Below are 25,048 nucleotides of genomic sequence, written 5' to 3' on the forward strand. Positions count from 1 at the left end.
CACATCGAGGGCGTGAAGCGGTTCATCACGTCCGGTGAGCACGACATGTCGGAGAACATCATTCACTACGTGCTGGCCAGGCCGGAGGGCCCACAGCCGCGCCCGCGACTTCCTCCCCTGGTCCGCCCTGGCGGGCCTGTCCTGGGCCGCCTACAGCGTGGCCCTCGGCTACTTCGGCGCCCACTGGCTGGGCGCGACATGGCTGGCGACGGGGGTGTCGGTGCTGGCGCTGTTCGGGGCGGGGGCGGGGGCGGCGTACGTGATGAGACGGCAGCCGGAGCCCGCGGAGGCGGTGTAGTCCTCCGGGGTTGGGGAGTCGGGGTCGGTTGGGGATCGGGGTTGGGGAGGCGGGTCCTAACTTGCCCTGCTCCCGGCCGACCCCCTGACCTCCAGCCCGGCCAGCAACTCGGCCGTGGCCTCCGCGATCACCTCCACGGCCCTGTCGAACACCTCCCGATTGTGCGCGGCGGGCGCCCGGAACCCGGAGACCTTCCGCACGTACTGGAGAGCGGCGGCACGGATCTCATCCTCCGTCGCCTCCTCGGGCAACACCGGCGGACGAAGCGTCTTGATACTGCGGCACATACCCCCAGTCTCGCCCCCGCCGGGGAATACCGCCGGTCCTTCGCCGATTGTGCGAACCATGACCACCGTGGAGATCACGTACGTCGGCGGCCCGACAGCCCTCATCACCATCGCCGGCCTGCGCCTTCTGACCGACCCCACCTTCGACGCCCCCGGCGAGTACCCCATCGGCTCCCGCGCGCTGGTGAAGACGTCCGGCCCGGCGATCGCGGCCTCCGACCTCGGCCCGGTCGACGCCGTACTGCTCTCCCACGACCACCACCCGGACAACCTCGACACCTCCGGCCGCACCTACCTCACAACCGCACCCCTGGTCCTCTCCACCGCCTCGGCCCACGACCGTGTCGGCGCCCCGGTCCGCCCCCTCCCCGCCTGGGAGCACGTCGACCTCCCGCTCCCCGCCGGCGGAACCCTGCGCGTGACCGCCGTGCCCGCGCTGCACGGCCCCAAGGGCTCCGAACACCTCGTCGGCGAGGTCACCGGCTTCGTCCTGTCCGGCGAGGGCCTGCCCAAGGTGTACGTCAGCGGCGACAACGCCTCCCTGGAGCTGGTGGGCGAGATCGCCGGCCGCGAGGGCCCCTTCGACGTGGCGCTGCTGTTCGCGGGCGCGGCCCGCACACCCCTCGTACCGGACGCCCCGCTCACCCTCACCAGCGAGCAGGCGGCCGAGGCCGCGTCGCTCCTGGGCGCCCGGCACGTCGTCCCGCTGCACTTCGAGCACTGGGGCCACTTCACGCAGGACGGCCCGACCCTGACGAAGGCCTTCGCCGAGGCCGGCCTGTCGGACCGGCTGCAGCTGCTCGCGCCCGGAAACTCCGTACGCCTGTCCGCAGACCCGTCCGTACGTCCGTCCGCAGACCCGTCCGTACGTCCGTAGAAGCGCGCCTGCGATGATCCCCGGAGGCGGCCACCGTCCCGGGGCCGACCGACGAGAGGAACCGCACATCATGGCGTACGACACGGCGTCCGACCCACTCACCGTGGCCGTGCTGGGCCCGGGCGGCACCGGCGGCCTGCTCGCCGCGCTTCTGGCCCGGGCCGGTCACCGGGTGATCTGCCTGGCCGGCGACGAGACGGCGGCGACCCTGCGCACGGCCGGAATCCAGGTCCGCAGCGGCCCGTTCGGCGACTTCACGGCCCGCGTCGAGGCGGACACCGAACTGCGCGAACCGGTCGACGCGTTGGTCATCGCGGTCAAGCACACGACCCTCGACGCCGCCCTGGAGCGCGTCCCGCCCGCGGCTGTGGGCGAGGGTCTGGTCGTACCGCTCCTGAATGGCGTCGAGCACCCCGCGGCCCTGCGCGCCCGCTACCGCCCGGACCGGGTCGCGCCGGCCGCCATCCGCGTCGAGTCGACGCGGGTGGCTCCGGGAGTGATCGAGCACGGCAGCCCGATCGCCGAGGTGGACCTGGCCGGCGACCCCGTGCCCCGCGAGCGGCTCGACACGCTGGCGCGGGCGCTCACTGCCGCCGGTCCGACCACCCGCGTCCTGTCCGACGAGAACGCCGCGCTGTGGGCGAAGATGTCGTTCCTGGCCCCCTTCGCCCTGCTGACGACCCGATACGGCCTCCCGCTGGGCGACGTACGCACGCGCCACCGCGAGGAGTTGACGGCCCTGGTGGAGGAGACGGCCGCGGTCAGCTCCGCGTCCGGCGGCCCGGCCGACCCGGCCCGGTCGCTGGCCGGCTACGACGCCTTCCCCGCGCCCACCAAGTCCTCGATGCAGCGGGACGCGGAGGCGGGCCGCCCGCTCGAACTGGACGCGATCGGCGGCGCGTTGCTGCGTGCGGCCGAGCGGCACGGGGTGCCGGTGCCGGTAGCGGCCCGCGTGGTACGGGAGTTGAGGGACGCCGGGCACTGACGCGTCAGCCGTCGGCCAGGTCCACTCTCCAGTCGTTCGACGTTATCGAGTGCCCCTTCGGGTACTCGAAGGCGACCGGCCCGAGCAGGGTGAACCCGGCCCGGCGGCAGACCGCGTTGGAGGCGGTGTTGTCCACCTTCGGGAACGCGTGCAGATACCGGTGCCCGCCGGCCGCCCGCGCCGCCTCGACGACGGCCCGGGCCGCCCGCACCGCCAACCCCCGCCCCTGGAACTCGGGCAGCACGCCCCACCCCGCCTCCCACACCGTGCCGTCCCGCCAGACCCGCTCCCAGAACCCGACCGAGCCGACGCTCTCGCCGCCACCGGCCAGCGCGACCCGGTACATCTGCCCCGGCGCCGACTCCACATACCGCCGGTGCCGGTCCACGAGCCGCTCCTCGGTCTCCGGCCCGCCCAAGTGCTCTGTCATCTCCGGGCTGTTGATCCTGCGCAGCAGCCAGAAGTCGCCCTCTGCCCAGGGCACCAGTCGTACCTGCTCCACACCGGTCGTATCCATACAGATCACTCTAGGAGCCGGGTCTGACAAACCCTGTTGAGCAGCGCGGTCGACCACCGCACGGTCGACCACAGCCGGTCCGCACCCAGCCCTTCCGCGCTCGGGCTCGGCTTGCCGAAACGGCAACAACCCTGGCCGTGTTCCCGCCCTCAGTCGCAGGATTGCCGTCCGAGCCGTCACGTCCTGGCGCGGCGGCGCACCCGCCATACGGAGCAAGCATGCCGCACCCGAGCCCCCATCTCACGGACCTCACCCACCACCTGATCCCGGGCCCCGCGGGCCGCATCCACGTGGTGGAGCAGGGACCCACGCACGGGCCGCTGGTCCTGCTGGTGCACGGCTTCCCGGAGTCCTGGTACTCCTGGCGGCACCAACTGCCGGTCCTGGCCGCCGCCGGATACCGGGCGGTCGCCGTCGACGTGCGCGGATACGGACGTTCCTCGAAACCGGCAGCGGTGGACGCATACCGGATGCTCGACCTCGTGGAGGACCAGGTCACCGTGGTCGACGCCCTGGGCGGGCGGCCCGCGGTGGTCGTCGGACACGACTGGGGCGCGAACATCGCCGCGCACTGCGCCCTGGTCAGGCCCGACGCCTTCCGCGCGGTCGGCCTGCTGAGCGTGCCGTACGCCCCGCCGGGCGGTCCGCGGCCGAGCGAGATCTTCGCCCGACTGGGCGGCGGGAAGGAGGAGTTCTACGTCTCCTACTTCCAGGAGCCGGGCCGGGCCGAGCGGGAGATCGAACCGGACGTACGCGGCTGGCTCGCCGGTTTCTACGCCGCCCTGTCCGCCGACACCATGCCCGCACCCGACGCCCCCGACCCCCACTTCGTGAGCCCCGGCGGCACCCTGCGCGACCGTTTCCCCACCGGCGGCCGGCCGGCCTGGCTCGGCGAGGCCGATCTCGACGTCTACGCCGGGGAGTTCGAGCGCACGGGCCTGACCGGCGCCCTGAACCGCTACCGCGCCATGGACCGCGACTGGAAGGACCTCGCCGACTACACCGGCGCCCCCGTCACCCAGCCGTCCCTGTTCCTCGGCGGCTCCCTGGACGCCTCGACGACCTGGCTGGCCGACGCGATCGACGCCTTCCCCACCACCCTCCCCGGGCTGCGTTCCTCGCGCCTCCTCGACGGCTGCGGCCACTGGATCCAGCAGGAACGCCCCGACGAGGTCAACCGCCACCTGACCGACTGGCTGGCCGCGCTGCCGGCCGCCTGAAGCCCCCCGCCTCCGGCCGCCCGGGATTGCCGGACCCCGGCAACCGAACACGGGTACGACGCTGCCGCACTCCGGCCTGTTGCTTGATCGTCCGGCTGTGGCTCAATGCTCCCGGAGCGAAGGGGGGCGGAGGGATGGCGGCGAAGACGGCTGCGGAGACGGCCGTGAAGGCGGTGGAGCGGGTGGGGCCGGCTCGGTCCGGGAGGGCGTGGCTGCGCGCGGTGGCATGTGCGCTGCTCGGGCTGGCGTTGCTGGCGGGCTCCGCGGCCCTGAGCACTCTGGTCCCCGAGCAGGTCGCCGCCGAGAAGGCCTTTCTGGACGCCCAACCGTGTGGCAGCGAGGGGGCGACAGGAGACACGGCCGACTGCATGCGCACGATCCGCGGGACGGTCCTCTCCGCCGAGCGCGCCAAGAGCGGTAGAGCGACGGTCTTCCGCGTGCAACTGCGGCCCCCTGTTCCAGCGCCGGCCGATCGGCCGCTGCACCTCGATACGCACGGCGAATTGCCGGAGCTCATCAAGCCTGGGGACGAGGTGGAGGTCACCACCTGGCGGAACGTCCAGGTCGGCGTCAGCCACGACGGGGTCAGCGAGACGCTCCCCGGGCTGCCGGACGAGGATGCCACCATGCTCGCCGGGATCACACTGGCCGGTGCCTGGCTGGGGATCCTGGCCTTCATCGCCGCGTTCGGCGGCGCCCGGCGGGCCCACCGCGCGACCACCGGCCGCCCCTCCCCGCCGCGGATCCGGTTCGGCCCGGCGAAGTGCGCGGGCGTGGTGGCCGCACCGCTCGTCGCGGGATACTTCGCGGGCCATGCCTGGGACACCTGGCCGGCGGTGGTGATGACGGTGGCCATCTGGGCCCTGATAGCCCTCCCGGCCACGATCCTCGCCCTGCGCTGGGACGCGTAAGGCCAGGCCTGTGCCGCTACGGACGCGGCACACCTCGACTTGATAGGCAAGTGAACAGTTGCCTATCCTGTGATCGTGGCCGACGACCTGTTCAAAGCCTTGGCCGACCCCACCCGCCGCACGATCCTCGACGAGCTCACTCAGAAGTCCGGACAGACACTGTTCGAGATCTGCTCCCGACTGAGCATGAAGCACCGACTCGGCATCTCGCGCCAGGGGGTCTCCCAGCACCTGGCCGTGCTGGAGGCCGCCGGGCTCGTCGAGACCAGGCGGGAGGGCCGCTACAAGTTCCACGACCTGAACACGGCCCCGCTGCGGCAGATCGCCGAGCGATGGCTCGTGCCCGACACATCCGCACCGGAGGAGAGCACCCCATGAAGATCCATCTGACCAGCGTGTTCGTCGACGACCAGGCCAAGGCCGAGCATTTCTACACCGAGATCCTCGGCTTCGTGAAGAAGCACGACGTCCCGGTGGGCGAGAAGGACCGGTGGCTGACCGTCGTCTCGCCCGACGAGCCCGACGGCACCGAACTCCTCCTCGAGCCCGCCGGCCACCCGGCCGTCAAGCCGTACCGCGACACGCTCGTCGCGGACGGCATCCCACTCGCCCAGTTCGCCGTCGCCGACGTGAAGGCGGAGTACCAGCGCCTACGCGGCCTCGGCGTCCGCTTCACCCAGGAGCCCCTGGAGATGGGCCCCGTCACCACCGCCGTCTTCGACGACACCTGCGGCAACCTGATCCAGATCGCGACCGAGCCGCAGTAGACGGTTACCCGCGTGGGCAGTTCGGCCACGCCCCCCGGCCAGGCACCCGCACCCACATTCGTGATCGACCTGTCATCGCGTGCTACCGCCTCCCAACTCGGCGAACATGCAGGTCTGTTGGTGTTGCCGCTCTTCGCCGTCCTGACACTCGACGCCGGTGCCGGCCAGTTGGGCGTCCTCCGCGCGGTGGGGCAGGCGCCGATCCTGTTGCTCTCGCTCTTCGTCGGCCCGTGAGTGGACAGATGGCGGACCCGCACGGTGATGGTGCTGCTCCGGACGGGATGCAAGGCCGTGCGTCCGCCACGATCACGTTTGTCGGCATGCGGCTGACCCCGCTCGGCTCCCTGCTCGGTGGATTCCTCACGGAGGAGTGGGGCTTGCGCACCAGCCTCCTGGTGACGGCCACGGGCATGATGCTGTCCCCAGCGCTGATGGCCCTGTCCCCGCTCACCCGCCTGGGACGGGCGCTTCCGGCCCTGGCAGAACGTGCCTCCGACCCGCGATCTCCCTGATCCCCACGGGACCGACCGCCGTGACACCGGTGCGGCCTGCGACGGCATGACCGGCGCGGACGCGGCGACTCTCGGCGGCTCCGGTGTGGTCGCCCACTTCGCCCTGGACCGCGCCCGTTTCGCGCCCGGCGAGACGGTGCTCGTGCGCGGCGTCGGCGGGCAGCATCGGGATCACGGCGGTCCAGCTCGCGGCCAGGGGCGGCACGGGCGCGGTGGCGGTCACCTCCTCATCGCAGGAGCGTGGCGCCCGTCTGCGGAACCTGGGCGCGAGCCATGTCCTCGACCACTCCGGCGAGGGCGGCCCGCACGCACCGTCGGGCTTCGACGTGGTGATCGACGTCGTCGGGGGTCCGCAGCTCTCCCTGTTCCTGGACAAGTTGAACCCTCAGCTCCGACACCGTGCCCGGCTCCGACAGGCAGGCCGTACGGTCGTCCCAGTTCGCCGATGCCGTACACGGGGACCTGCGCACGGTCGTGCACGAGGTGCTGCCGCTGGACCAGGCAGTGCTGGCCCACCGCGAGATGGCGTGCGCGGCCCCAGCACAGCTGACACACCGGCACTGCGTGCCGCCCGAACTTCGGCCAACCAGCGTGCCCAGTCACACCCGTTCGCATGAACCACCGGAAGGAACTCGCCACCCAAATTCGAACAGGCGTACCATTGTGCCGTGGCTACGACCTATGACTTTCCGAGTGACCTCCTCGCCGGTCAGGAGGAGCTGCATCAGGTCCGGGCCGAGCTGTCGGCCCTGCTCAAGCGGCTCCCCTGGTCGGTCGAGCCGCTGGACGGTTTCAGCGACGCCAACGGCTGGCGCAAGGTGGAGCGCCCCGCCTCCCCCGGCTGGACGGCCGACGAACAGGCCGAAGTGGAGAAGCTTCGGCAGCGCGAGCACGAACTCGCGGTGTTCGTCAGCGGCCACCGCTTCTGGGCGGAGGTCGCTGCGGCGGAGCGCGTGGACGCCCGCATGAAGCTCAAGCACGCGCGCGTGGGTCGCGTGGGTCCGGAGCCGACGACTAAGGAGGACGAGAGGACCTGAGTGGGCCTGAGTGGGCCTGTGGGAGCTGTGGGCCTGTGGGGCTTCAACTACCAAACGACATCGCCGCGATCCCCGCGATCCCGCTCCGGGCGTCGGCCGCGCTGTCGTACCGTTCCTCGCGCCGTCGCAAAGCGGCGAAAAAACAAGGACGCGAGCCCTTGGGCTCGTGTCCTGAGCTGGACCTTGACGGTCAGTGGGCGCGGACGGTTTCGAACCGCCGACATCCTGCTTGTAAGGCAGGCGCTCTACCCCTGAGCTACGCACCCGAGACGAGTCGACAGCCTACATTGCCCGGGGCACTGCCCGGCAAACCCGTTGCGCGGGGTGATCCGCTGCGGCCGCGTGCGGGGGTTAACCCCACCTGCCATCCGGGAGCGCTCCGGATCCCCCGCCGGGCCCTGGGTCCGTACGGTCAAGGGAGCTCAGGAGCGTCGCAGGGAAGCGGCGTCCGCCCCAGGGGGAGATCGTCATGGCACGTACCCGTCCCGCCCGTACCGTCGCCGCCGCCGGTGTCGTCACGGTCCTCGTCGCGGGAGCCGCCGCCTGCGGTGCCTCCGCCGGGGACGACAAGGATCCCGAGCACCGCTCCTTCGCCCTACAGGGCCGCACCCTCACCATCGACTCCGACGACTCGGCCCTGGAGATCGTCGCCGCCGACGCGAACCCGACCGGGAAGGTCGAGGTCACCCGGTGGTTCCAGGGGACGGTCGCCGTCGGCAAGGATCCCAAGGTGACCTGGTCCATGACGGACGACCGGCTGAAGCTGCGGATGACCTGCTCCGGCGTGGTCGCCGACTGCGCGGCCGAGCACCGTATCGAGGTACCGCGCGGAATCGCCGTGAAGGTCGAGGACGGCGACGGCGGAGTACGTGCCCGGGGCTTCGAGGACGCCCTGAACATCCGTACGGGCGACGGTTCCGTCCGTGTCACCGACACCACCGGCCCGCTGGAACTGCGCACCGGCGACGGATCCATACGCGCGGACGTCACCTCACGACGGGTACGTGCCCAGACCGGCGACGGCTCGGTCCACCTCGAACTCGGCGCCGTACCCGACCGCGTGGAGTCCCGCGCGGGAGACGGCTCCGTCACGATGGTGCTGCCCCGGGCGACCTACCGGGTGACGACCCGGACGGGCGACGGCGGGGTGGACGTGTCGGTGCCCCGCAGCGACTCGAGCTCTCATGTGGTGTCCGCTCAGACCGGCGACGGCAAAGTCACGGTCCGAACCGCGAACTGACCGCCCCGTGTGTTCGTCTCTAACCGGTGGGAGAATGACACTGGGCAGGACGGATGACAGCACGGGAGAGGGATGTGACGGCGACACCATCGCAGCCGTACTCGCCGTTGGTGCCGCGCGCACCCCGTCCCGTGCGCCCCGTACTGCGCGACACGCTCACCTTGATCGGACTGCCGCTTCTCGCCGTCCTCGTGCTGCCCACCGCCTTCGCCGGCGGCGGCACCCGCCGCTGGTTCGGCGGGCGCGCGGAGAACCAGCGAGCCGAGGCGCAGGCCGCGAAGGACGCCGCCGCGGCCGCGTTCTACGAACTCGACACCGCCCAGCGCGATCTGCGGATCTCGATAGAGACCATCACCGCCGTCGACGACTCTCCCGCCGCCCGGCGCGCGGTCGCCGACTTCGCCGCGATCAGCGGGCGTATCGACGAGGCCAGCCACCAGTACATCGACGCCGTCGACGCACACGACCTCGACCGGGACGACCTGGAGGCCTCGGCCGCCGCGCAGGCCCGCACCGCGCTCACGAAGGCCAAGGACGAGCTGGGGCGGGTCAAGCAGGACCTGGACCGGTTCACGGACGGGCTCGGGCCGCTGCTCGGCAAGGCCGAGACCCAGCTGGCCCGGCTGGCCCCCGCGGTCGAGCGGGCCCGGCAGGGACTGCTGGCCGCGTCCAACGCCCTCGATGCCGTACGAGGGGCCGGACTGAAGGCCGACGACCTCGCGGTTCGTCTCGCCCACCTGGGCCCCGAGCTGACCAGGCTCAACCAGGGCGCCGGGCAGCACGGCGTGCCGCAGACGCTGGAGCGCGCCGAGCGGGTCGCGCGCGAGGCCGAAGCGGTCCGGGCCGAAGCCGAGCGGCTGCCCGAGCGGGCCGCCGAGATCGACCACCGGCTCGTCTCCCTGCGCACCCGCGCCCAGGCACTCACCACCCGCGCCGGCCAGGTCGAGCCGATAATGAGCGAGCTGCGGCGCCGCTTCACGGTCGCCTGCTGGCAGGACCTCCAGCATGTCCCGGAGCAGGCCGCCGAAAACGTGGCGCAGGCCGAGCAGAAACTGCGGGAGGCACGCGCCGCGCGCGAAGAACAGCGCTGGCCGGACGCGACCGCCCTGCTCTCGACGGTACGAGCACTGCTGAACACCACCGACGAATCCGTCTCGGCCGCCGGAGAGCGGCTGCGCCGACTGAACGCCGTCCAGAAGGACCCCCAGCAGGAGATCGACCGCACCCGCTTCGCCATCCGGGACGCCCAGCGACTGGCCATGGCGGGCCGCAACACCCCCGACCCGCGGCACGCGCGCCCCCTGGACGACGCGGTCGCCCGCCTGGAGCGCGCGATCGGCACCCTGGAGGGCCGCCACCCGGACTACTGGCACTTCCTGACGGAGACGGAAACGGTCCGGCAGTCGGTCGCCGGGGTCGTGACCCAGATCCGCGACGAGCGCGGGGGCGGGCACTGACCGGGGGCACCCGGCTCGTCCGGGCTGGATACCGACCCGGGGATACCCACTTCCTGCCCTACGACAGTCGGCGGGCGCCGGTTAACCTGTGCGCATGCCTCGCTATGAGTACCGCTGCCGGACCTGCGGCGACACCTTCGAACTGAGCCGTCCGATGGCGGAGTCCTCCGCCCCCGCTGCCTGCCCCACGGGCCACGACGACACCGTGAAGCTCCTGTCGACGGTGGCGGTCGGCGGATCCGCCTCAGCCTCCGCCCCGGCCCCGGCACCCCAGGCGGGTGGCGGCGGAGGCGGCTGCTGCGGCGGGGGCTGCTGCGGCTGACGACCGCTCCCCCGGTCTCTTCCCGGCCTATTCCCTGATCCCTCCCGTCGGCTCAGCTGCCCAGATACCGCAGTACGGCCAGCACCCTGCGCGAATATCCCTCACCCCCTGCCAGCTCCACCTTGTCGAAGATCGCGTTGATGTGTTTCTCGACCCCGCTCTGCGAGATGTGCAGCCGCCGCGCGATGGCCGCGTTCGTGTGGCCCTGCGCCATCTCCGCCAGCACGTCCCTCTTCGCGCGCACGCGAGGACGGGGCGGAGCACGGCGCGACGGCCGGACGGCCGGACGGCCAGGCCGCCACGGGCGCCAGCACCAGGCCGGCCAGAAGCGTGAAGAGCAGCTCGACGGCCGCGGTGGCGGCTCCCGTGATGAGCCCCACCGCGCACCGCAGGCCACGTCGCGCACTGTTTCGCATGATCACGACGCTATCCGCGAGCGAGGACGTCGCACACTGCGGAAAACCGCAATTCCCGCCTGCGGTCGGCCGCAAGGGATCGTGCGGTCTACCTCAGGGATTCTTCAGCCGCGATTTTCTAACGTGACCGACATGACAGCCATCGCAGCGCAGCCGGTCGCGGAAGAGGGTGCCGCACCGCAGTGGATCAACGACCTCATGGACACGCTGGGCGCGCCCGGCGCCGGTATCGCCATCGCCCTGGAGAACCTCTTCCCTCCCCTGCCGAGCGAAGTGATCCTCCCGCTCGCGGGATTCGCGGCGAGCAGCGGGCGGATGAGCCTGCTCGCCGCCCTGCTCTGGACGACGGCGGGCTCGGTGATCGGCGCTCTCGCCCTGTACGGGGTCGGTGCGCTGCTCGGCCGTGATCGCACGGTGGCGGCAGCGGCCAGGCTGCCGCTGGTGAAGGTCGCGGACATAGAGAGGACGGAGGCGTGGTTCCTGCGGCACGGCACCAAGGCGGTGTTCTTCGGCCGGATGGTCCCGATCTTCCGCAGCCTGATATCCGTGCCGGCGGGCGTCGAGCGCATGCGCCTGCCGGTGTTCCTCGGCCTGACCACACTGGGCAGCGCGCTCTGGAACACCGTGTTCGTCCTGGCGGGGTACGCCCTGGGCGACAACTGGCCCGAGGTCACGCGTCTCGTGTCCACGTACTCGAAGGGGGTCCTCGTCGTGGCCACCCTGGCGGTCCTGGCGTTCGTCGGGATACGGCTGCTGCGGCGGCCGGGGGCGGGCCGCCGCAGGCGGGGAGGGGACGCGAGCCGGCGCCGGTAGGGCGGTCGGCCCGCAGAGCTCGTGATCAATACATCTAGGCCGTGCCCTGCCGCACCACGCGCAGGAACTCGCGCAGGATCCGCTCCCCTGCCAGCACTCCCCGCTCCGGCAGCGCGCTGATCGCCGGGGCGGTCCAGCCGGCGTCGGCCAGTTCGCCGTGGCCGGGGCGCCAGCCCTGGTCCGCCGCGAGCAGCAGGTCGGCGTCCAGGAGGGAGTCGCCGGCGGCGAGGGTGAGGTCGGCGCCGGTGCGGCGGGCGACCTCGTGCATGGCCGCGCTCTTGGTGAGCGGCTTCGGGACGGCGTAGATCTTGCGGCCCTGGAGGGAGACCGTCCAGCCCCGGTTCTCGGCCCAGACCGCGAGTTCCTTCACCCAGTCCTCGGGGAGCAGTTCCCGTTCGACGACCAGATAGGCGAAGAGGTCCTCGGCGACCCGGTGCTTGCGCACCCAGAGCGGGTCGGCCGCCGTCATCAGGTGCTCCCGCACCTCGTCCAGCGACGCGCACTCGTCGGCCAGCCGGGCCGTCACGCGCGCATACCAGTCGGGGTCGGACACCCCGTCCACCAGGAGGTGACCACCATTGGCGCAGATCGCGTACTTGGGCTCGGAGCCCGGGAGGTTGATGCGCTGGTACTGCTTGCGGGTGCGGGTCGTCGTCGGTACGAAGACCGCCGCGTCGCCGAGTTCCGCGAGCAGTGCGGCCGCGGTCTCCGTCAGGTACGACAGCGGCTTGCTCTCGTGCACCTCGACGCACAGCAGCCGGGGCGCCCGCGGGTCCGGCATGGTCAGTGCCAGGGCCGCGGCCGAGTAGATGAGCGTACGGTCCAGGTCGCTCGCCACCAGCACCGGCATCAGACCGTCACCGCCTTGCCGTCGGCGCCCGTCGCGCCCCGCGTGTACTTGGGATGGATCAATCCCACGCAGGTGTACGGGAGTTCGGCGACCTCTTCCACCGGGACCCCTCTCTGTTCGGCCAGCAGGCGGACGTGGTCGAGGTCGGCTCCCGCGCCGGCCCGGGCCAGGATCTTCCAGGGCACGCGGCGCAGCAGCACGCGGGTGGTCTCGCCGACGCCGGGCTTGACGAGGTTGACGTCATGGATGCCGTAGTCCTCGCTGATGCGCTCGACGGCCGCCCAGCCCTCCCAGGTCGGGGTGCGGTCGCCGGACAGCAGCTCCTTGGCCTGCGCGTCGACGGCGTCCGCGACCTCCGGGAAGCGCGCGGCGACGGCGTCCAGGAAAGCCACGGACACGTCGGTGCCGGCGAGTTCGCGGTAGAACTTCGCGCCGTGGAAGTCGTGCGGGCCGACCAGGTCCGCGCGCAGGACCGTACGGGAGATCAGGCCGGAGACCGTCGAGTTGAGGCAGGCGGAGGGGATGAGGAAGTCCTCGCGGGTGCCGTATGTGCGGACGCAGGAGCCCGGGTCGGCCAGGACCGCGATCTCCGGGTCGAAGCCGGTGATGCCGTCGGAGGTCTCGAACTCCTTGAGCGCGTCGGCGAGTTCGCGGGTGATGGCGCCCTTGCCGGTCCAGCCGTCGACGAAGACGATGTCGGCGGGGTCGTGGTGGGCGGCCAGCCAGCGCAGCGCGTTGGCGTCGATGCCGCGGCCGCGCACGATGGAGACGGCGTAGTGCGGCAGGTCGAGGCCGTGCCGGTACTGGGCCCAGCGGCGCATCAGCACGCCGATGGGCGTTCCCGCGCGGGCCAGCGAGACCAGGACGGGCCGGGGCGGCCGCTCGGCCAGCACGATCTCCGTCACCGCGCCCACCGCCTGCGCCAGTCGTGCGGCCGACTCCTCCAGCGCCACCTGGAACAGCTGCTGGTACTGCTCGCTGGGCTGGTACTCCACGGGCAGCGACTCGGCGTAGTGCGCGCCGCCGCTCTGGATGGCCTCCTCGCGCTCCTCGGTCGGCGCCTCCAGCGTCACGTCCGAGAGGTCCTGGAGCAGCCAGCCGACCTCCTCGGGCGCGTACGAGGAGAAGGCGGGGCCGCGAAGGGGCTCGGGCAGCATGGCGGGCCTTTCGGGGACGTACAGCGGCTCGGGGACGTAGGAGGGGACGACCGCGAGCACGACGTGCGGGGTGTGGCCGGCGAGGTGGGACAGCAGGCCGCCGGGCGCGTGCAGGGCGGGAGTGTCTGCGGCCGAGTCGACGACGGCGACGACTGCGTCGAAGCCGCCGCCCGCGACGTTGTAGGCGTAGCGCTCTCCGGGGCCGTCGGCGGGGTCGTCGTGCGCCGGGAAGACGAGGCGGCTGCGTATCGCGTAACCGGGGTCGTCGACCGCCAGGACGGGCGAGCGGGTGGTGGTCGAGTAGCGCACCTCGGCCTCCGCGACCTGCTCCAGTTCGCGGGCCAGCCTGAGCGGTGCGTACATCAGTTCCTCGAAGCCGAGGACGAGGACGCGCCCGGCACCGACCGGTATCGCTTCGGCGAGCCGGGCCGCCATGGCGGGCAGGGCACTCTCCAGGCGCATCCGGTGCCGGGGCGTGAAGCCGTGCCGTCCGCCGTCGGGCAGGTCGCGGGGCCAGCGCAGGTCGACGCGGGTGATCCGGCCGTACGGACGCTCGGCGGGCACCGCCGGGGACTCGTGCCGGGCGACCAGCTCCTGTCCCTTCTCCAGCACCCCCTCCGGGAGCCGTACGGTGCCCGAGGCCGCCGCGACCAGGTCCACGCGGGCGCCGATCTCCCGTGCGAAGGCGTCGAGGCGGCCGGCGTCGGCCGCCGAGCGCATGTCGACGAGGGCGACGACCACGTAACGCCCTCGCGGATAGCGTTCGTGCAGGTCACGGATGGTGTTGAGGATCGTGTTGCCGGTGGAGAACTCGTCGTCGACGAGCACCAGTGGGCCGCCGCCCACCAGCAGTGCCGGGTCCTGAGGCAGCAGCAGGTGGGAGGTGGCGTGCGAGTGGGACTCCTCGAAGCCGCCCGCCGTGGCGACGCCGGGGACCGCACGGCGGGTGGAGTGCAGGTAGGGGGCGAGACCCAGGCCGTCGGCGACACAGTGGCCGAGGCCGGTGGCGGTCTCCGCGTAGCCGAGGACGACCGCCCGGCCGGCCTCGTCGGCGCCCAGCAGCTCGCGTACGCGACGACCGAGGGCGAAGCCGTAGCCGTACACGACGGACGGCGACTGCGGTACGTGCTTGCCGAGCACGTTGGAGACGAGCAGATGTGCCCGCTTGGGGTTGCGGCGCAGCGCGAGCCCCAGCAGGTCGGCCAGCTTGTGGTCGCCCACGAGTTCGAGCCCGAGTCGCTCGGCGACCCAGGTCCCGGACCAGACCCCGTTGTTCCCTGCGTAGTTCATGCGTCCCTTGGTATTCAGCGATGTTCAGCCGGGGATTCCGGCGGCGAGCAGCTCCACGAAGCCGATGTCCTCGTTCGCCACACCGAACACCTCGGCGCGCAGCAGGGTCCGCTCGGCCCAGGCGCGATGCGGCTTCACTTCATTCATTTTGTTCGTATAGGCCGACCTGAGCACACCCCCGCCGCCGCGCTCCGGCCTGAGGATGTCCTGGGCGTCACTGAACTCCTCGTGACTGACCACCGAGAGTGCGTGCACGGGCAGTACATGGGAGGGGTGGATGCAGGTCTTGCCGAGGAGGCCGTTGGCCTGGTCGAGGGTGATCTCGCGCAGCAGCCCGTCCATGGCGTGCTCGATGAGGGCCTCGCGCAGTTCCTCGGCCTGGCCCTCCAGGAAGGGGCTGCGGCGCAGCTGCGGCTTGAACATGCGCTCCTGGACACGGAAGTACTCCCACACCGGTCCGGTCACCGTGAATCCGGTGCCGTCGGCCCGGCCCAGCATGTTCACCACGTCGGCGATCACGGAGGCGACCACCTGGACGTCGTACGCGGTCATGTCGGGGGCCCGGCGCAGGCCGTACGAGGAGCAGAAGTCCGTCACGCCCAGGCGCAGCGCGAGCACCCGGTCGCGGTACTTGTCGACCGCACGGGAGATGCCCTCCAGGGTCTCCACGCGCGACTCGCGGTACAGCAGCTCGGGCGATTCGAGCACGGGCATGGCGAACAGCCGCCGTCCGCTCGCTGTCTCGGCGCTCGCCAGCGCTTCCAGGAAGGGGATGCCGCGCTCCTCGGTGAACTTCGGCATCACGAATCCGGACAGCAGCCGGACGGCGGGGCCGAGGCGTCGTGCGAGGTCGGGAATCTGCTCGGGCGTGCGGACCCGGATGAACAGCAGCGGCAGGTCCAGTTTGTCGCGCCCGGCGAGGTCTGTGAACTGTTGTACGAGGTTCTCCTCGGCGTCCGCGACGTCCTCGTCGCCGATCGAGTCCTCCAGGCACAGCACCATCGAGACCACGCCGCGTCCGGTCTGCTTGACGATGTCGTCGGCGAGCCGCGGCCGGGTGGCCGGACTGTAGAGCGTGGCGCCCAGGGCCACGGAGAGCAGCCGGGACGCGGAGTCCGCGGTGAAGGCGCAGGGCTCCTGGTGGAAGAGACGCCGCCGCACCTCAGGGGCGATGTGCCCGAAATGACGCATAAAACTCCCCCGTGGTGGCTGAGAGCCCGCTGTGAACCTTTCACAGGTGGCCGGTAATAGTACGTAGAGACTCATGTCTGGGGTTCCCGCCAGGCATGAATTTCTGGTAACTCGGCCATGTCGACGGAGATTCGGAAAGTCGGGGATCCGGTACCCCCGCATTGTCGTGACCAGGACCGAGAAGGCAGGATGACCCCATGACGCACGCGATGCTGAAGGGGTCGAACATCCCGCTCGAAGCTACGACGGTACGCGCCGTGCTGCGGTGGGCGCCCGGGCAGGGAGTCCCGGTCGTCGACGCCTCGGCGCTGCTCCTCGGCCCCGACGGTCGTGTGCGTTCCGACGAGGATTTCGTCTTCTACAACCAGCCCCGGCACCCCTCCGGGAAGGTCTGGCTGCTCGGCAAGAAGCGCGTCGCCGAGGGCCCTACCGATACGATCCAGACAGATCTGGCCGGTGTCGAGCCCGACGTCAGCCAGATTTTCCTGATCGCCTCGGCGGAGGACAACACCTTCGACCGGGTACCTGGGCTGCGCATCCTGCTGTACGACGCGACGGTCGCCGACGGTGAGCCGCTGGCCTACTTCGACATCAAGCCGGAGACGGGCGAGGAGACCGCGCTGATCTGCGGCGAGTTGTATCGGCGCGGAGAGGGATGGAAGTTCCGGGCGCTGGGCGAGGGCTATTCGAACGGCCTGCAGGGCCTGGCGACCAACTTCGGCATCTCGGTGGACGAGTCCGAGGCAGCGGCGGAGGGAGCGCAGGAGCCCCCGACGGTCACGGTGCCGCCCCAGACAGCCGCTGCGACCCAGCAGGCGTCCGAGATCTCCCAGCCCCTGCCCCCGGAGCGGCCGGCCGCGGGAGTGCCCGCACAGCCGGCGTACGGCTATCCCCAGCAGCCCGCGGCCACGGTCCAACCGGCGTACGGCTACCCGCACCCGACCAGCCAGCCCGCGTACGGCTACCCGCAGCCGGTGACCGCGGTCCCGGATCAGGAGTTCCGCCTGCCGCCGCAGGGCCCGCAGTTCATCGGGCGTTAGGGAAGGCGGCCCAAGGGCACGGGGCTGTGTCGTGCGACCAGCCACCGGACCACCCGCAGCCGCCACCCAAACGCGACATCCAGCGCCCTGAGACGGCCCCGGCCAAGCCAAGCCCACTGCAGCCCACCCCAGCGGCAGCGAGCGTCAGCGCTCCGCCTTGGCCTTGTAGCCCCGCCCCCACTGCAATCCCCACCCGTACAGCCGGTCCAGCTCCGCCTGGAACCCGTACACGAACTTCACCTCACGCCGGACGAGCATCTCGCCCTTGACGTTCTCGATCATCACGACCGCACAGGACCGCGCTTGCGGATGACGTTCGTCGAGGCCTATCTCGATGCGCGGCCCGTTGCTGGGGTAGAGCGTCACGATCGCGTGTGTCCGGTCGAACGCCGGCGTCTGGTCGTAGATGTAGACGAACACCAGCAGCCGTTTGATGGCATCGCGATGGTCGAGGTTGACGTAGATCGTCTCCCCGGACGCCGACCCGAACCGGTCGTCACCGCTGAGTTTCACGTACGGCGGCCCGTTGACGTCGCCGAGGTAGCCGCCGAGCGGCTGTACGACGCCCTTGGTGCCGTCCTGGAGCTCGTAGAGGCAGCCGAGGTCGAGGTCGACGTTGACCATGCTCTGGCTGTGTCCCAGGACCTCCGGCGGCTTGAGCGCCTTGAAGGGGTGGCGCAGCAGGCTCTCCCGCTGCGAGCCGCCCAAGTCGGAGGTCCGCATCCGCCAGGCCAGATTGATACGCAGATGGCCGGTGGCCGCGCTCTGCTTGGTGAGGGAGACCTGGCTGTGCCGTTTGGTCAGCTCGATGGCGTTGCTCGCGGCGCTGCCCGAGTCGAAGTCGGACTCGCGCCCGCCCCAGAGTCCGTCGAAGAAGCCCATTCCCGCCCCCACGTTCATCAGTAAAGAGACCGGCGGGACGGCCGTAGGAGGACTCGTCCTCCACGACCGCCCCGCTCAGAGCGTTCCTCACCCGGAAGGGTGTCACACCCCGGACGAGACCTCAGTCTTCTCGTCCGAGCCCGCGGCTTTTCCCTCAGCGGCCGCCAATGCTCGGTTGCGGCGCACGGAGGACCAGAAGGACCAGCCGATCAGGGCGACACCGATGAAACCGGTGATGAGTTCGCTGATCTGGTACTGGATGGTGACCAGGAGGAGCACGGCGAGGGCGCCGATCGCGTAGTGCGCGCCATGCTCCAGGTAGACGTAGTCGTCGAGGGTGCCCTGGCGGACGAGGTACACGGTCAGCGACCGGACGTACATCGCGCCGATGCCCAGACCCAGCGCCATCAGGACGATGTCGTTGGTGATGGCGAAGGCACCGATCACGCCGTCGAAGGAGAAGGACGCGTCCAGGACCTCGAGGTAGAGGAACATGAAGAACGCGGCCTTGCCGGCCATGACGACCGCCGAGCGTGGCTTGCCCTGGCGTTCGGCGGCTTCCTCCTCCTCATGTTCGCGCTCCTCCTGCTCTTCGAGCCTGTTCTCGAAGAAGCTGGAGAGACCTCCGACGATCATGTAGGTGATGAGGCCGCCGATGCCGGAGAGCATGACCGTCTCCGCCTTGTCGGCGTGTGTGCCGCCGTGCTGGTGGGCGTTGGTGGCGAAAGTCAGCGCGGAGATGAGCAGCACGATCAGCGCGATGCACACCGACAGCATGTCGATCTTGCCGAGCTTGGCGAGCGGCCGCTCCAGCCAGCCCAGCCACTTGATGTCCCGGTCCTCGAAGATGAAGTCGAGGAAAATCATCAACAGGAACATGCCACCGAAGGCGGCGATCGACGGGTGAGCGTCGGTCACCAGCTGCTCGTAGCGATCCTTGTCGGTGAGGGCGAGGTCGACGGCCTCGATCGGGCCCATCGAGGCGCTGACCGCCACGATCACGACCGGGAAGACGAGCCGCATACCGAAGACGGCGATGAGGACGCCGATCGTGAGGAAGATTTTCTGCCAGAAGGCACTCATCTTCTTCAGGATTCCGGCGTTGACCACTGCGTTGTCGAAGGACAGCGAGATCTCGAGGACGGAGAGGATCGCCACGATACCGAAGGCGGTCCACCCCCCGTAGAAGACCGCCGCGACGAGGCCGAGCGCGGTGACCGCGAACGACCAGCCGAAGGTTTTCAGAACCACTGGCTACCCAATCCTGTAAGTACGGATCACTATCACGCCGTACTCGGCTTTACGAAACATTGACTCCGAAGTCTAGAGCGATGCCCCGCAGCCCCGACGCGTACCCCTGTCCCACGGCCCTGAACTTCCATTCGCCCTGGTAGCGATAGACCTCGCCGAAGATCATGGCGGTCTCGGTGGAGGCGTCCTCGGAGAGGTCGTAGCGGGCGAGTTCCTGGCCGTCCGCCTGGTTGACCACGCGGATGAAGGCGTTGCTGATCTGGCCGAAGGTCTGGCCGCGCTCGTCGGCCATGTGGATGGAGACGGGGAAGACGATCTTGTCGCACTGCGCGGGCACCTTGGAGAGGTCGATCAGGATCGACTCGTCGTCGCCCTCGCCCTCACCGGTGAGATTGTCGCCAGTGTGCTCGACCGAGCCGTCCGGGCTCTTGAGCTGGTTGTAGAAGACGAAGTACTCGTCGCCCATGACCCGCCCGCTGGTGCACATCAGGGCGCTGGCATCGAGGTCGAAGGGAGCTCCGGTGGTGGAGCGCGCGTCCCAGCCGAGCCCTACCAACACCTGGGTGAGGTTGGGTGCGGCCTTGGACAGCGAGACGTTGCCTCCCTTGGCAAGCGTGACGCCCATATTGCTGGTCCCTCCCCGAGACAGTGCTTCTCTGGTTGTCCTGCGCGTCCGGCGCCGCACGCAAACCGTGCGGCGCCGGACGGTGAGACCCTTCGGGCGTCGGCTCAGACGTTCACGCCGAAGTCCTGCGCGATGCCGCGCAGGCCCGAGGCGTAGCCCTGGCCGATGGCGCGGAACTTCCACTCCGCGCCGTGCCGGTACAGCTCACCGAAGACCATGGCGGTCTCGGTGGACGCGTCCTCGGAGAGGTCGTAGCGCGCGATCTCCGCCTCGCCGGCCTGGTTCACGACGCGGATGAACGCGTTGCGCACCTGGCCGAACGACTGCTGGCGGTTCTCGGCGTCGTAGATCGAGACCGGGAACACGATCTTCTCGACATCGGCCGGAACGCCGGCGAGGTTGACCTTGATCTGCTCGTCGTCGCCCTCGCCCTCACCGGTGATGTTGTCGCCGGTGTGCTCGACCGAGCCGTCCGGGCTCTTGAGGTTGTTGAAGAACACGAAGTTGGCGTCACTGCTGACCTTGCCCTCCGAGTTCGTCAGGATGGCACTGGCGTCGAGGTCGAAGTCGGTGCCGGTAGTGGTACGGACGTCCCACCCCAGACCGACGATGACCGCGGTGAGGCCAGGGGCCTCCTTGGACAGTGATACGTTGCCGCCCTTGCTGAGGCTGACTCCCACGAGTCCTCCATTGGTGTCCAGGGGCGGGGAGCCCCGCCATGCGTGTGATACCGGATCAACGAGTCGATCCTAGTAACGGGTTCCCGCAGCCCGCATGCCCTGGTACCGAAGAATCACAGGGTGTCGAGTGCCTTGACGTACTCGTTCAGGTCACGTGCGTCCGGCAGAGCGTTGACGACGGTCCACCGCACGACCCCCTCCTTGTCGATGACGAAGGTGCCGCGCACCGCGCAGCCCTTGTCCTCGGCGAAGACGCCGTAGGCGCGCGAGGCCTCGCCGTGCGGCCAGAAGTCGCTCAGCAGCGGGTAGTCCAGACCCTCCTGCTCGGCGAAGACGCGCAGCGTGTGGATGGAGTCGTTCGACACGGCGAGCACCTGGGTGTCGCGGTCGGAGAACTTCGGCAGGTTGTCGCGCACCTCGCACAGCTCGCCCGTGCACACGCCGGTGAAGGCGAAGGGGTAGAAGAGCAGCACGACGTTCTTGCTGCCACGAAAGTCGGAGAGCCGCACGGCCCTGCCGTGGTTGTCCTTGAGTTCGAAGTCGGGGGCTTTGTCGCCGACCTTGATCGCCATCTCCTGGATGTCCCTTCGGTGGGGCTGTTGGGTGGCACCACCCTACGCAGCGATCACCGCACGGCATCGGACGGGCTGGCGGTGGTGCCAGCCCGTCCGGCGTTCAGGGATTACAAGGGTTACTTCTTCGACTTCGCGGCCTTCGGCGTCACCAGCCGGCTGCCGCTCCAGTCCTTGCCGACGCTGACGCTCTTGGAAGCGGACAGCCCGGCAGTGGTCGCGGCTTCAGAGATGTCGCTGGGCTCCACGTAGCCGTCGCGGCCTGTCTTCGGCGTCAGCAGCAGGATCGAACCGCCCTCTTCGATGTACGTGATGGCATCCACCAGCACATCCGTCAGGTCGCCGTCCTCGTCGCGGAACCACAGCACCACGGCATCGGCTACATCGTCGTAGTCCTCATCCACGAGGTCGCTGCCGATGACTTCTTCAATGGCCTCGCGGAGTTCCTGGTCTACGTCGTCGTCGTAGCCGATCTCCTGGACCACCTGCTCGGGCTGGAACCCCAGCCTGACGGCAGGGTTCGTCCGCTCCTCCGCGTGGTCCGCGGTCGCGCTCACGGGTGTCCTCCTGATCATGGTTTGGTGAATGTCTGCCACGCGCGTGCGCGAAGCATTGGCCGTAGTCCACACGGGCAGGGCGGATCGCGCAAGTACCCGGCCGTTCAGACCGCCGAAACGGTGACGTTCCCGGCCGTGTCGCCGCAACCTACGGCACTCCGTCCCAGTCGCGGGTGATGCACACCACACCTTTCTGCCCCGTTTGTACGCTTGAGAACCCGAGGGAAGTTCGCTCCGCCCTCGGTTACCTAAGAGTAGAGATGACGTTTGCTTCCCCGAGGTACACGATGGGGAACGGTGCAGGCATACCGAAATTCCAGCGAAACCCAGGGAAATGCAGCCCTCTGACAGGTAAGGAACAGCGTGGCTTCCGGATCCGATCGCAACCCGATCATCATTGGCGGCCTTCCGAGTCAGGTTCCTGACTTCGACCCCGAGGAAACCCAGGAGTGGCTCGACTCCCTCGACGCCGCCGTGGACGAGCGCGGCCGGGAGCGGGCCCGCTATCTGATGCTGCGGCTGATCGAGCGGGCCCGCGAGAAGCGCGTGGCCGTGCCCGAGATGCGCAGCACGGACTACATCAACACCATCCCCACCAAGAGCGAGCCGTTCTTCCCGGGCAACGAGGAGATCGAGCGGAAGATCCTCAACGCGACCCGTTGGAACGCCGCGGTGATGGTCTCGCGCGCCCAGCGGCCCGGCATCGGCGTCGGCGGCCACATCGCCACCTTCGCCTCCTCCGCCTCGCTCTACGACGTGGGCTTCAACCACTTCTTCCGCGGCAAGGACGAGGGCGACGGCGGCGACCAGGTCTTCTTCCAGGGCCACGCCTCGCCGGGCATCTACGCACGCGCGTACATGCTGGACCGGCTCAGCGAGCAGCACCTGGACGGCTTCCGGCAGGAGAAGTCGAAGGCGCCGTACGGGCTGTCCAGCTACCCGCACCCGCGGCTGATGCCGGACTTCTGGGAGTTCCCGACCGTGTCGATGGGCCTCGGCCCGATCGGCGCGATCTACCAGGCCCGGATGAACCGGTACATGCACGCGCGCGAGATCGCGGACACCTCGAAGTCGCATGTGTGGGCGTTCCTCGGCGACGGCGAGATGGACGAGCCCGAGTCGCTCGGCCAGCTGTCCATCGCCGCCCGTGAGGGTCTGGACAACCTCACCTTCGTCGTCAACTGCAACCTCCAGCGGCTCGACGGCCCGGTGCGCGGCAACGGCAAGATCATCCAGGAGCTGGAGTCGATCTTCCGGGGCGCCGGCTGGAACGTGATCAAGCTGGTCTGGGACCGGACCTGGGACCCGCTGCTGGCCCAGGACCGGGACGGTGTGCTGGTCAACCGGATGAACACCACGCCGGACGGGCAGTTCCAGACGTACGCCACCGAGACCGGCGCGTACATCCGCGACCACTTCTTCGGTGACGACCAGCGGCTGCGCGCCATGGTCGAGAACATGACCGACGACCAGATCCTGCACCTGGGCCGCGGCGGTCACGACCACCGGAAGATCTTCGCGGCGTACAAGGCGGCCGTGGAGCACAAGGGCCAGCCGACCGTGATCCTCGCCAAGACCATCAAGGGCTGGACGCTGGGCCCGAACTTCGAGGGCCGCAACGCCACGCACCAGATGAAGAAGCTGACGGTCGCCGACCTCAAGGGCTTCCGCGACCGCCTGCACCTGCCCATCTCCGACGAGGAGCTGGAGTCGGGCGCGCCGCCCTACTACCACCCGGGCCGGGACTCGGAGGAGATCCAGTACATGCACGACCGCCGCCGGGGCCTCGGCGGCTACGTCCCGACGCGTGTCGTACGCTCCAAGCCGCTCCGGCTGCCCGAGGACAAGACGTACGCGACCGTGAAGAAGGGCTCGGGCCAGCAGTCGATCGCGACGACCATGGCCTTCGTGCGTCTCCTCAAGGACCTCATGCGGGACAAGGAGATCGGCAGGCGGTTCGTGCTGATCGCGCCGGACGAGTACCGCACCTTCGGCATGGACTCCTTCTTCCCGAGCGCGAAGATCTACAACCCGCTGGGCCAGCAGTACGAGGCCGTGGACCGCGACCTGCTGCTCGCCTACAAGGAGTCGCCGCAGGGCCAGATGCTGCACGACGGCATCTCGGAGGCGGGCTGTACGGCCTCGCTGATCGCCGCGGGTTCGGCGTACGCCACGCACGGCGAACCGCTCATCCCGGTGTACGTCTTCTACTCGATGTTCGGTTTCCAGCGCACCGGCGACCAGTTCTGGCAGATGTCCGACCAGATGGCGCGCGGCTTCGTACTGGGTGCGACCGCGGGCCGTACGACGCTGACCGGTGAGGGCCTCCAGCACGCGGACGGCCATTCGCAGCTGCTCGCCTCGACGAACCCCGGCTGTGTGGCGTACGACCCGGCCTACGGCTTCGAGATCGCGCACATCGTGCAGGACGGGCTGCGCCGGATGTACGGCTCGTCCGACGAGCACCCGCACGGCGAGGACGTCTTCTACTACCTCACCGTCTACAACGAGCCGATCCAGCACCCGGCCGAGCCCGAGAACGTGGACGCAGAGGGCATCGTCAAGGGCATCCACCGCTTCTCGGCGGGCACCGCGGGGTCGATTCCGGCGCAGATCATGGCGTCGGGCGTGGCGGTTCCGTGGGCGGTCGAGGCGCAGAAGATCCTCGCCGAGGAGTGGAACGTGAAGGCCGACGTCTGGTCGGCGACCTCCTGGAACGAGCTGCGGCGCGAGGCCGTGGCGTGCGAGGAGCACAATCTGCTGCACCCCGAGGAGGAGCAGCGGGTGCCGTACGTGACGCGGAAACTGGCCGACGCTCAGGGTCCGTTCGTGGCCGTTTCCGACTGGATGCGCTCGGTTCCGGACCAGATCTCGCGGTGGGTGCCGGGGACGTACCAGTCACTGGGCGCCGACGGCTTCGGCTTCGCCGACACCCGGGGGGCGGCCCGCCGCTTCTTCCACATCGACGCGCAGTCGATCGTGGTGGGCGTGCTCACCGAGCTGGCGCGGGAGGGCAAGGTCGACCGGTCGGCGCTGAAGCAGGCCATCGACCGGTATCAGCTGCTCGACGTCTCGGCGGCGGACCCGGGGGCGGCGGGCGGCGACGCGTAGCGCTCCGCGGGCAGAGCGGTATCAAAGCTGCGGGCCGGTGGGTGCTGGTCGCGCCCACGCGGCGGAGCCGCATATCGGTGCGGCCCCCGCGCCCCTTTGGGGCGGGGGGGGGGCGCCGGGGGTTTTTTATATTTGGGGCAGTATAAAAAAAAATCGCCGGTGCGTTGGTGTTATGATTATAAC

At 70.0% G+C, this 25,048-nt stretch carries 25 protein-coding genes, 1 tRNA gene and 4 pseudogenes; 17 read left to right on the plus strand and 13 right to left on the minus strand.

Translation table 11 applies throughout. The features are described from left to right. Positions 1-88 precede the first annotated feature (88 nt). Positions 89-298: pseudogene (locus AB0I77_RS51430) on the plus strand (hypothetical protein); the annotation flags it as partial. A gap of 56 nt (positions 299-354) precedes the next feature. Here the strand turns inward: AB0I77_RS51430 and AB0I77_RS51435 are convergent. Then, a complete protein-coding gene (locus AB0I77_RS51435) occupies positions 355-585 on the minus strand; it encodes a DUF2277 domain-containing protein (RefSeq protein WP_363289942.1) in 231 nt (76 codons plus the stop codon). 58 nt (positions 586-643) lie between these two features. Here AB0I77_RS51435 and AB0I77_RS51440 point away from each other — a divergent pair, with 58 nt between their 5' ends. Together AB0I77_RS51440 and AB0I77_RS51445 are read left to right on the plus strand one after the other, a co-directional pair. Further along, positions 644-1,462, plus strand: a complete 819-nt coding sequence (locus tag AB0I77_RS51440) for an MBL fold metallo-hydrolase (RefSeq protein ID WP_363289943.1) — start codon at positions 644-646, stop codon at positions 1,460-1,462. A 70-nt stretch (positions 1,463-1,532) separates the two neighbouring features. Then, positions 1,533-2,447: a 2-dehydropantoate 2-reductase gene (locus AB0I77_RS51445; protein WP_363289944.1), complete on the plus strand. Its 915-nt coding sequence runs from the start codon at positions 1,533-1,535 to the stop codon at positions 2,445-2,447. A gap of 4 nt (positions 2,448-2,451) precedes the next feature. Here AB0I77_RS51445 and AB0I77_RS51450 read toward each other — a convergent pair whose 3' ends face one another. Next, positions 2,452-2,964, minus strand: a complete 513-nt coding sequence (locus AB0I77_RS51450; RefSeq protein ID WP_363289945.1) for a GNAT family N-acetyltransferase — start codon at positions 2,962-2,964, stop codon at positions 2,452-2,454. A 218-nt stretch (positions 2,965-3,182) separates the two neighbouring features. On the opposite strand from AB0I77_RS51450, the gene AB0I77_RS51455 reads away from it, so the two are divergent. The 8 genes and pseudogenes from AB0I77_RS51455 to AB0I77_RS51490 all read left to right on the plus strand — a co-directional run bounded on the left by AB0I77_RS51455 (position 3,183) and on the right by AB0I77_RS51490 (position 7,411). Continuing rightward, positions 3,183-4,184 (plus strand): alpha/beta hydrolase, encoded by a 1,002-nt coding sequence (locus AB0I77_RS51455; protein WP_363289946.1) that lies wholly within the window; start codon positions 3,183-3,185, stop codon positions 4,182-4,184. Between the two features lie 134 nt (positions 4,185-4,318). Then, positions 4,319-5,095 (plus strand): hypothetical protein, encoded by a 777-nt coding sequence (locus tag AB0I77_RS51460; RefSeq protein ID WP_363289947.1) that lies wholly within the window; start codon positions 4,319-4,321, stop codon positions 5,093-5,095. 75 nt (positions 5,096-5,170) lie between these two features. Further along, positions 5,171-5,473, plus strand: coding sequence for a metalloregulator ArsR/SmtB family transcription factor (locus tag AB0I77_RS51465; RefSeq protein ID WP_363289948.1), 303 nt, complete (start codon positions 5,171-5,173; stop codon positions 5,471-5,473). After that, positions 5,470-5,862 carry a VOC family protein gene (locus tag AB0I77_RS51470; RefSeq protein ID WP_363289949.1) on the plus strand — a complete coding sequence of 131 codons (393 nt, stop codon included), beginning with the start codon at positions 5,470-5,472 and terminating at the stop codon, positions 5,860-5,862. The genes AB0I77_RS51465 and AB0I77_RS51470 overlap by 4 nt, the downstream gene beginning before the upstream one ends. Before the next feature lie 12 nt (positions 5,863-5,874). Beyond that, positions 5,875-6,096, plus strand: a complete 222-nt coding sequence (locus AB0I77_RS51475; RefSeq protein WP_363289950.1) for a hypothetical protein — start codon at positions 5,875-5,877, stop codon at positions 6,094-6,096. A gap of 38 nt (positions 6,097-6,134) precedes the next feature. Then, positions 6,135-6,374 (plus strand): annotated as a pseudogene (locus AB0I77_RS51480) (MFS transporter); the annotation flags it as partial. Between the two features lie 43 nt (positions 6,375-6,417). Beyond that, positions 6,418-6,899, plus strand: a pseudogene (locus tag AB0I77_RS51485) (zinc-binding dehydrogenase); the annotation flags it as partial. Positions 6,900-7,042: 143 nt separating this feature from the next. Further along, positions 7,043-7,411 (plus strand): hypothetical protein, encoded by a 369-nt coding sequence (locus tag AB0I77_RS51490; protein WP_363289952.1) that lies wholly within the window; start codon positions 7,043-7,045, stop codon positions 7,409-7,411. A 194-nt stretch (positions 7,412-7,605) separates the two neighbouring features. Here AB0I77_RS51490 and AB0I77_RS51495 read toward each other — a convergent pair. Then, positions 7,606-7,677, minus strand: a tRNA-Val gene (locus AB0I77_RS51495). A gap of 203 nt (positions 7,678-7,880) precedes the next feature. Between AB0I77_RS51495 and AB0I77_RS51500 the strand changes: the two genes are divergently transcribed. The 3 genes from AB0I77_RS51500 (at position 7,881) to AB0I77_RS51510 (ending at position 10,430) form a co-directional block, all read left to right on the plus strand. Further along, on the plus strand, positions 7,881-8,651 hold the full coding sequence (locus AB0I77_RS51500; RefSeq protein WP_363289954.1) for a DUF4097 family beta strand repeat-containing protein: 771 nt from the start codon (positions 7,881-7,883) through the stop codon (positions 8,649-8,651). Positions 8,652-8,725: 74 nt separating this feature from the next. Further along, positions 8,726-10,108, plus strand: a complete 1,383-nt coding sequence (locus AB0I77_RS51505) for a hypothetical protein (protein WP_363289955.1) — start codon at positions 8,726-8,728, stop codon at positions 10,106-10,108. A 94-nt stretch (positions 10,109-10,202) separates the two neighbouring features. After that, a complete protein-coding gene (locus tag AB0I77_RS51510; RefSeq protein WP_363289956.1) occupies positions 10,203-10,430 on the plus strand; it encodes a zinc ribbon domain-containing protein in 228 nt (75 codons plus the stop codon). Positions 10,431-10,482: 52 nt separating this feature from the next. Here AB0I77_RS51510 and AB0I77_RS51515 read toward each other — a convergent pair. Then, a pseudogene (locus AB0I77_RS51515) lies at positions 10,483-10,665 on the minus strand (LuxR C-terminal-related transcriptional regulator); the annotation flags it as partial. 313 nt (positions 10,666-10,978) lie between these two features. Here AB0I77_RS51515 and AB0I77_RS51520 point away from each other — a divergent pair. Further along, a complete protein-coding gene (locus AB0I77_RS51520; RefSeq protein WP_363289957.1) occupies positions 10,979-11,659 on the plus strand; it encodes a DedA family protein in 681 nt (226 codons plus the stop codon). Positions 11,660-11,693: 34 nt separating this feature from the next. On the opposite strand, the gene AB0I77_RS51525 is transcribed toward AB0I77_RS51520, so the two are convergent. The 3 genes from AB0I77_RS51525 to AB0I77_RS51535 are packed head-to-tail and all read right to left on the minus strand — an operon-like array spanning position 11,694 to position 16,147. Further along, positions 11,694-12,509: an HAD family hydrolase gene (locus AB0I77_RS51525; protein ID WP_363289958.1), complete on the minus strand. Its 816-nt coding sequence runs from the start codon at positions 12,507-12,509 to the stop codon at positions 11,694-11,696. Then, entirely contained in the window at positions 12,509-14,956 is a 2,448-nt protein-coding gene (locus tag AB0I77_RS51530) for a phosphoribosyltransferase (protein ID WP_363289959.1), read from the minus strand. The genes AB0I77_RS51525 and AB0I77_RS51530 overlap by 1 nt, the downstream gene beginning before the upstream one ends. Before the next feature lie 24 nt (positions 14,957-14,980). Then, positions 14,981-16,147, minus strand: coding sequence for an HpcH/HpaI aldolase/citrate lyase family protein (locus AB0I77_RS51535; protein ID WP_363289960.1), 1,167 nt, complete (start codon positions 16,145-16,147; stop codon positions 14,981-14,983). Between the two features lie 197 nt (positions 16,148-16,344). Between AB0I77_RS51535 and AB0I77_RS51540 the strand changes: the two genes are divergently transcribed. Further along, positions 16,345-17,187: a TerD family protein gene (locus AB0I77_RS51540; RefSeq protein WP_363289961.1), complete on the plus strand. Its 843-nt coding sequence runs from the start codon at positions 16,345-16,347 to the stop codon at positions 17,185-17,187. Between the two features lie 144 nt (positions 17,188-17,331). Here AB0I77_RS51540 and AB0I77_RS51545 read toward each other — a convergent pair whose 3' ends face one another. The 6 genes from AB0I77_RS51545 to AB0I77_RS51570 all read right to left on the minus strand — a co-directional run bounded on the left by AB0I77_RS51545 (position 17,332) and on the right by AB0I77_RS51570 (position 21,754). Beyond that, entirely contained in the window at positions 17,332-18,069 is a 738-nt protein-coding gene (locus AB0I77_RS51545; protein ID WP_363289970.1) for a Tellurium resistance, read from the minus strand. A 102-nt stretch (positions 18,070-18,171) separates the two neighbouring features. Then, entirely contained in the window at positions 18,172-19,320 is a 1,149-nt protein-coding gene (locus AB0I77_RS51550; protein WP_363289962.1) for a DUF475 domain-containing protein, read from the minus strand. A 49-nt stretch (positions 19,321-19,369) separates the two neighbouring features. Continuing rightward, positions 19,370-19,945 carry a TerD family protein gene (locus AB0I77_RS51555; RefSeq protein WP_363289963.1) on the minus strand — a complete coding sequence of 192 codons (576 nt, stop codon included), beginning with the start codon at positions 19,943-19,945 and terminating at the stop codon, positions 19,370-19,372. A 104-nt stretch (positions 19,946-20,049) separates the two neighbouring features. Continuing rightward, the gene (locus AB0I77_RS51560) at positions 20,050-20,625 is read right to left on the minus strand and encodes a calcium homeostasis/redox stress adaptation protein (protein ID WP_363289964.1); all 576 of its coding nucleotides are present in this window, start codon (positions 20,623-20,625) and stop codon (positions 20,050-20,052) included. Positions 20,626-20,738: 113 nt separating this feature from the next. Beyond that, the gene (locus AB0I77_RS51565; protein WP_363289966.1) at positions 20,739-21,197 is read right to left on the minus strand and encodes a peroxiredoxin; all 459 of its coding nucleotides are present in this window, start codon (positions 21,195-21,197) and stop codon (positions 20,739-20,741) included. Between the two features lie 119 nt (positions 21,198-21,316). After that, complete coding sequence (locus AB0I77_RS51570) at positions 21,317-21,754, minus strand: DUF3052 domain-containing protein (protein WP_030678242.1); 438 nt, start codon at positions 21,752-21,754, stop codon at positions 21,317-21,319. 363 nt (positions 21,755-22,117) lie between these two features. On the opposite strand from AB0I77_RS51570, the gene aceE reads away from it, so the two are divergent. Further along, positions 22,118-24,865 (plus strand): pyruvate dehydrogenase (acetyl-transferring), homodimeric type, encoded by a 2,748-nt coding sequence (gene aceE / locus AB0I77_RS51575; RefSeq protein ID WP_363289968.1) that lies wholly within the window; start codon positions 22,118-22,120, stop codon positions 24,863-24,865. The last annotated feature ends 183 nt before the right edge of the window (positions 24,866-25,048 follow it).

The sequence above is a fragment of the Streptomyces sp. NPDC050619 genome, from assembly GCF_040654815.1.
Classification (GTDB): Bacteria; Actinomycetota; Actinomycetes; order Streptomycetales; family Streptomycetaceae; genus Streptomyces.

Coding starts and splice junctions, on each gene's coding strand:
- AB0I77_RS51540 (WP_363289961.1), top strand. CDS start 16,345: ATGACGCACGCGATGCTGAAGGGGTCGAACATCCCGCTCGAAGCTACG.
- AB0I77_RS51500 (WP_363289954.1), top strand. CDS start 7,881: ATGGCACGTACCCGTCCCGCCCGTACCGTCGCCGCCGCCGGTGTCGTC.
- AB0I77_RS51455 (WP_363289946.1), top strand. CDS start 3,183: ATGCCGCACCCGAGCCCCCATCTCACGGACCTCACCCACCACCTGATC.
- AB0I77_RS51435 (WP_363289942.1), bottom strand. CDS start 585: ATGTGCCGCAGTATCAAGACGCTTCGTCCGCCGGTGTTGCCCGAGGAG.
- AB0I77_RS51520 (WP_363289957.1), top strand. CDS start 10,979: ATGACAGCCATCGCAGCGCAGCCGGTCGCGGAAGAGGGTGCCGCACCG.
- AB0I77_RS51510 (WP_363289956.1), top strand. CDS start 10,203: ATGCCTCGCTATGAGTACCGCTGCCGGACCTGCGGCGACACCTTCGAA.
- AB0I77_RS51525 (WP_363289958.1), bottom strand. CDS start 12,509: ATGCCGGTGCTGGTGGCGAGCGACCTGGACCGTACGCTCATCTACTCG.
- AB0I77_RS51460 (WP_363289947.1), top strand. CDS start 4,319: ATGGCGGCGAAGACGGCTGCGGAGACGGCCGTGAAGGCGGTGGAGCGG.
- AB0I77_RS51440 (WP_363289943.1), top strand. CDS start 644: ATGACCACCGTGGAGATCACGTACGTCGGCGGCCCGACAGCCCTCATC.
- AB0I77_RS51470 (WP_363289949.1), top strand. CDS start 5,470: ATGAAGATCCATCTGACCAGCGTGTTCGTCGACGACCAGGCCAAGGCC.
- AB0I77_RS51530 (WP_363289959.1), bottom strand. CDS start 14,956: ATGAACTACGCAGGGAACAACGGGGTCTGGTCCGGGACCTGGGTCGCC.
- AB0I77_RS51565 (WP_363289966.1), bottom strand. CDS start 21,197: ATGGCGATCAAGGTCGGCGACAAAGCCCCCGACTTCGAACTCAAGGAC.
- AB0I77_RS51555 (WP_363289963.1), bottom strand. CDS start 19,945: ATGGGCGTCACGCTTGCCAAGGGAGGCAACGTCTCGCTGTCCAAGGCC.
- AB0I77_RS51535 (WP_363289960.1), bottom strand. CDS start 16,147: ATGCGTCATTTCGGGCACATCGCCCCTGAGGTGCGGCGGCGTCTCTTC.
- AB0I77_RS51450 (WP_363289945.1), bottom strand. CDS start 2,964: ATGGATACGACCGGTGTGGAGCAGGTACGACTGGTGCCCTGGGCAGAG.
- AB0I77_RS51545 (WP_363289970.1), bottom strand. CDS start 18,069: ATGGGCTTCTTCGACGGACTCTGGGGCGGGCGCGAGTCCGACTTCGAC.
- AB0I77_RS51445 (WP_363289944.1), top strand. CDS start 1,533: ATGGCGTACGACACGGCGTCCGACCCACTCACCGTGGCCGTGCTGGGC.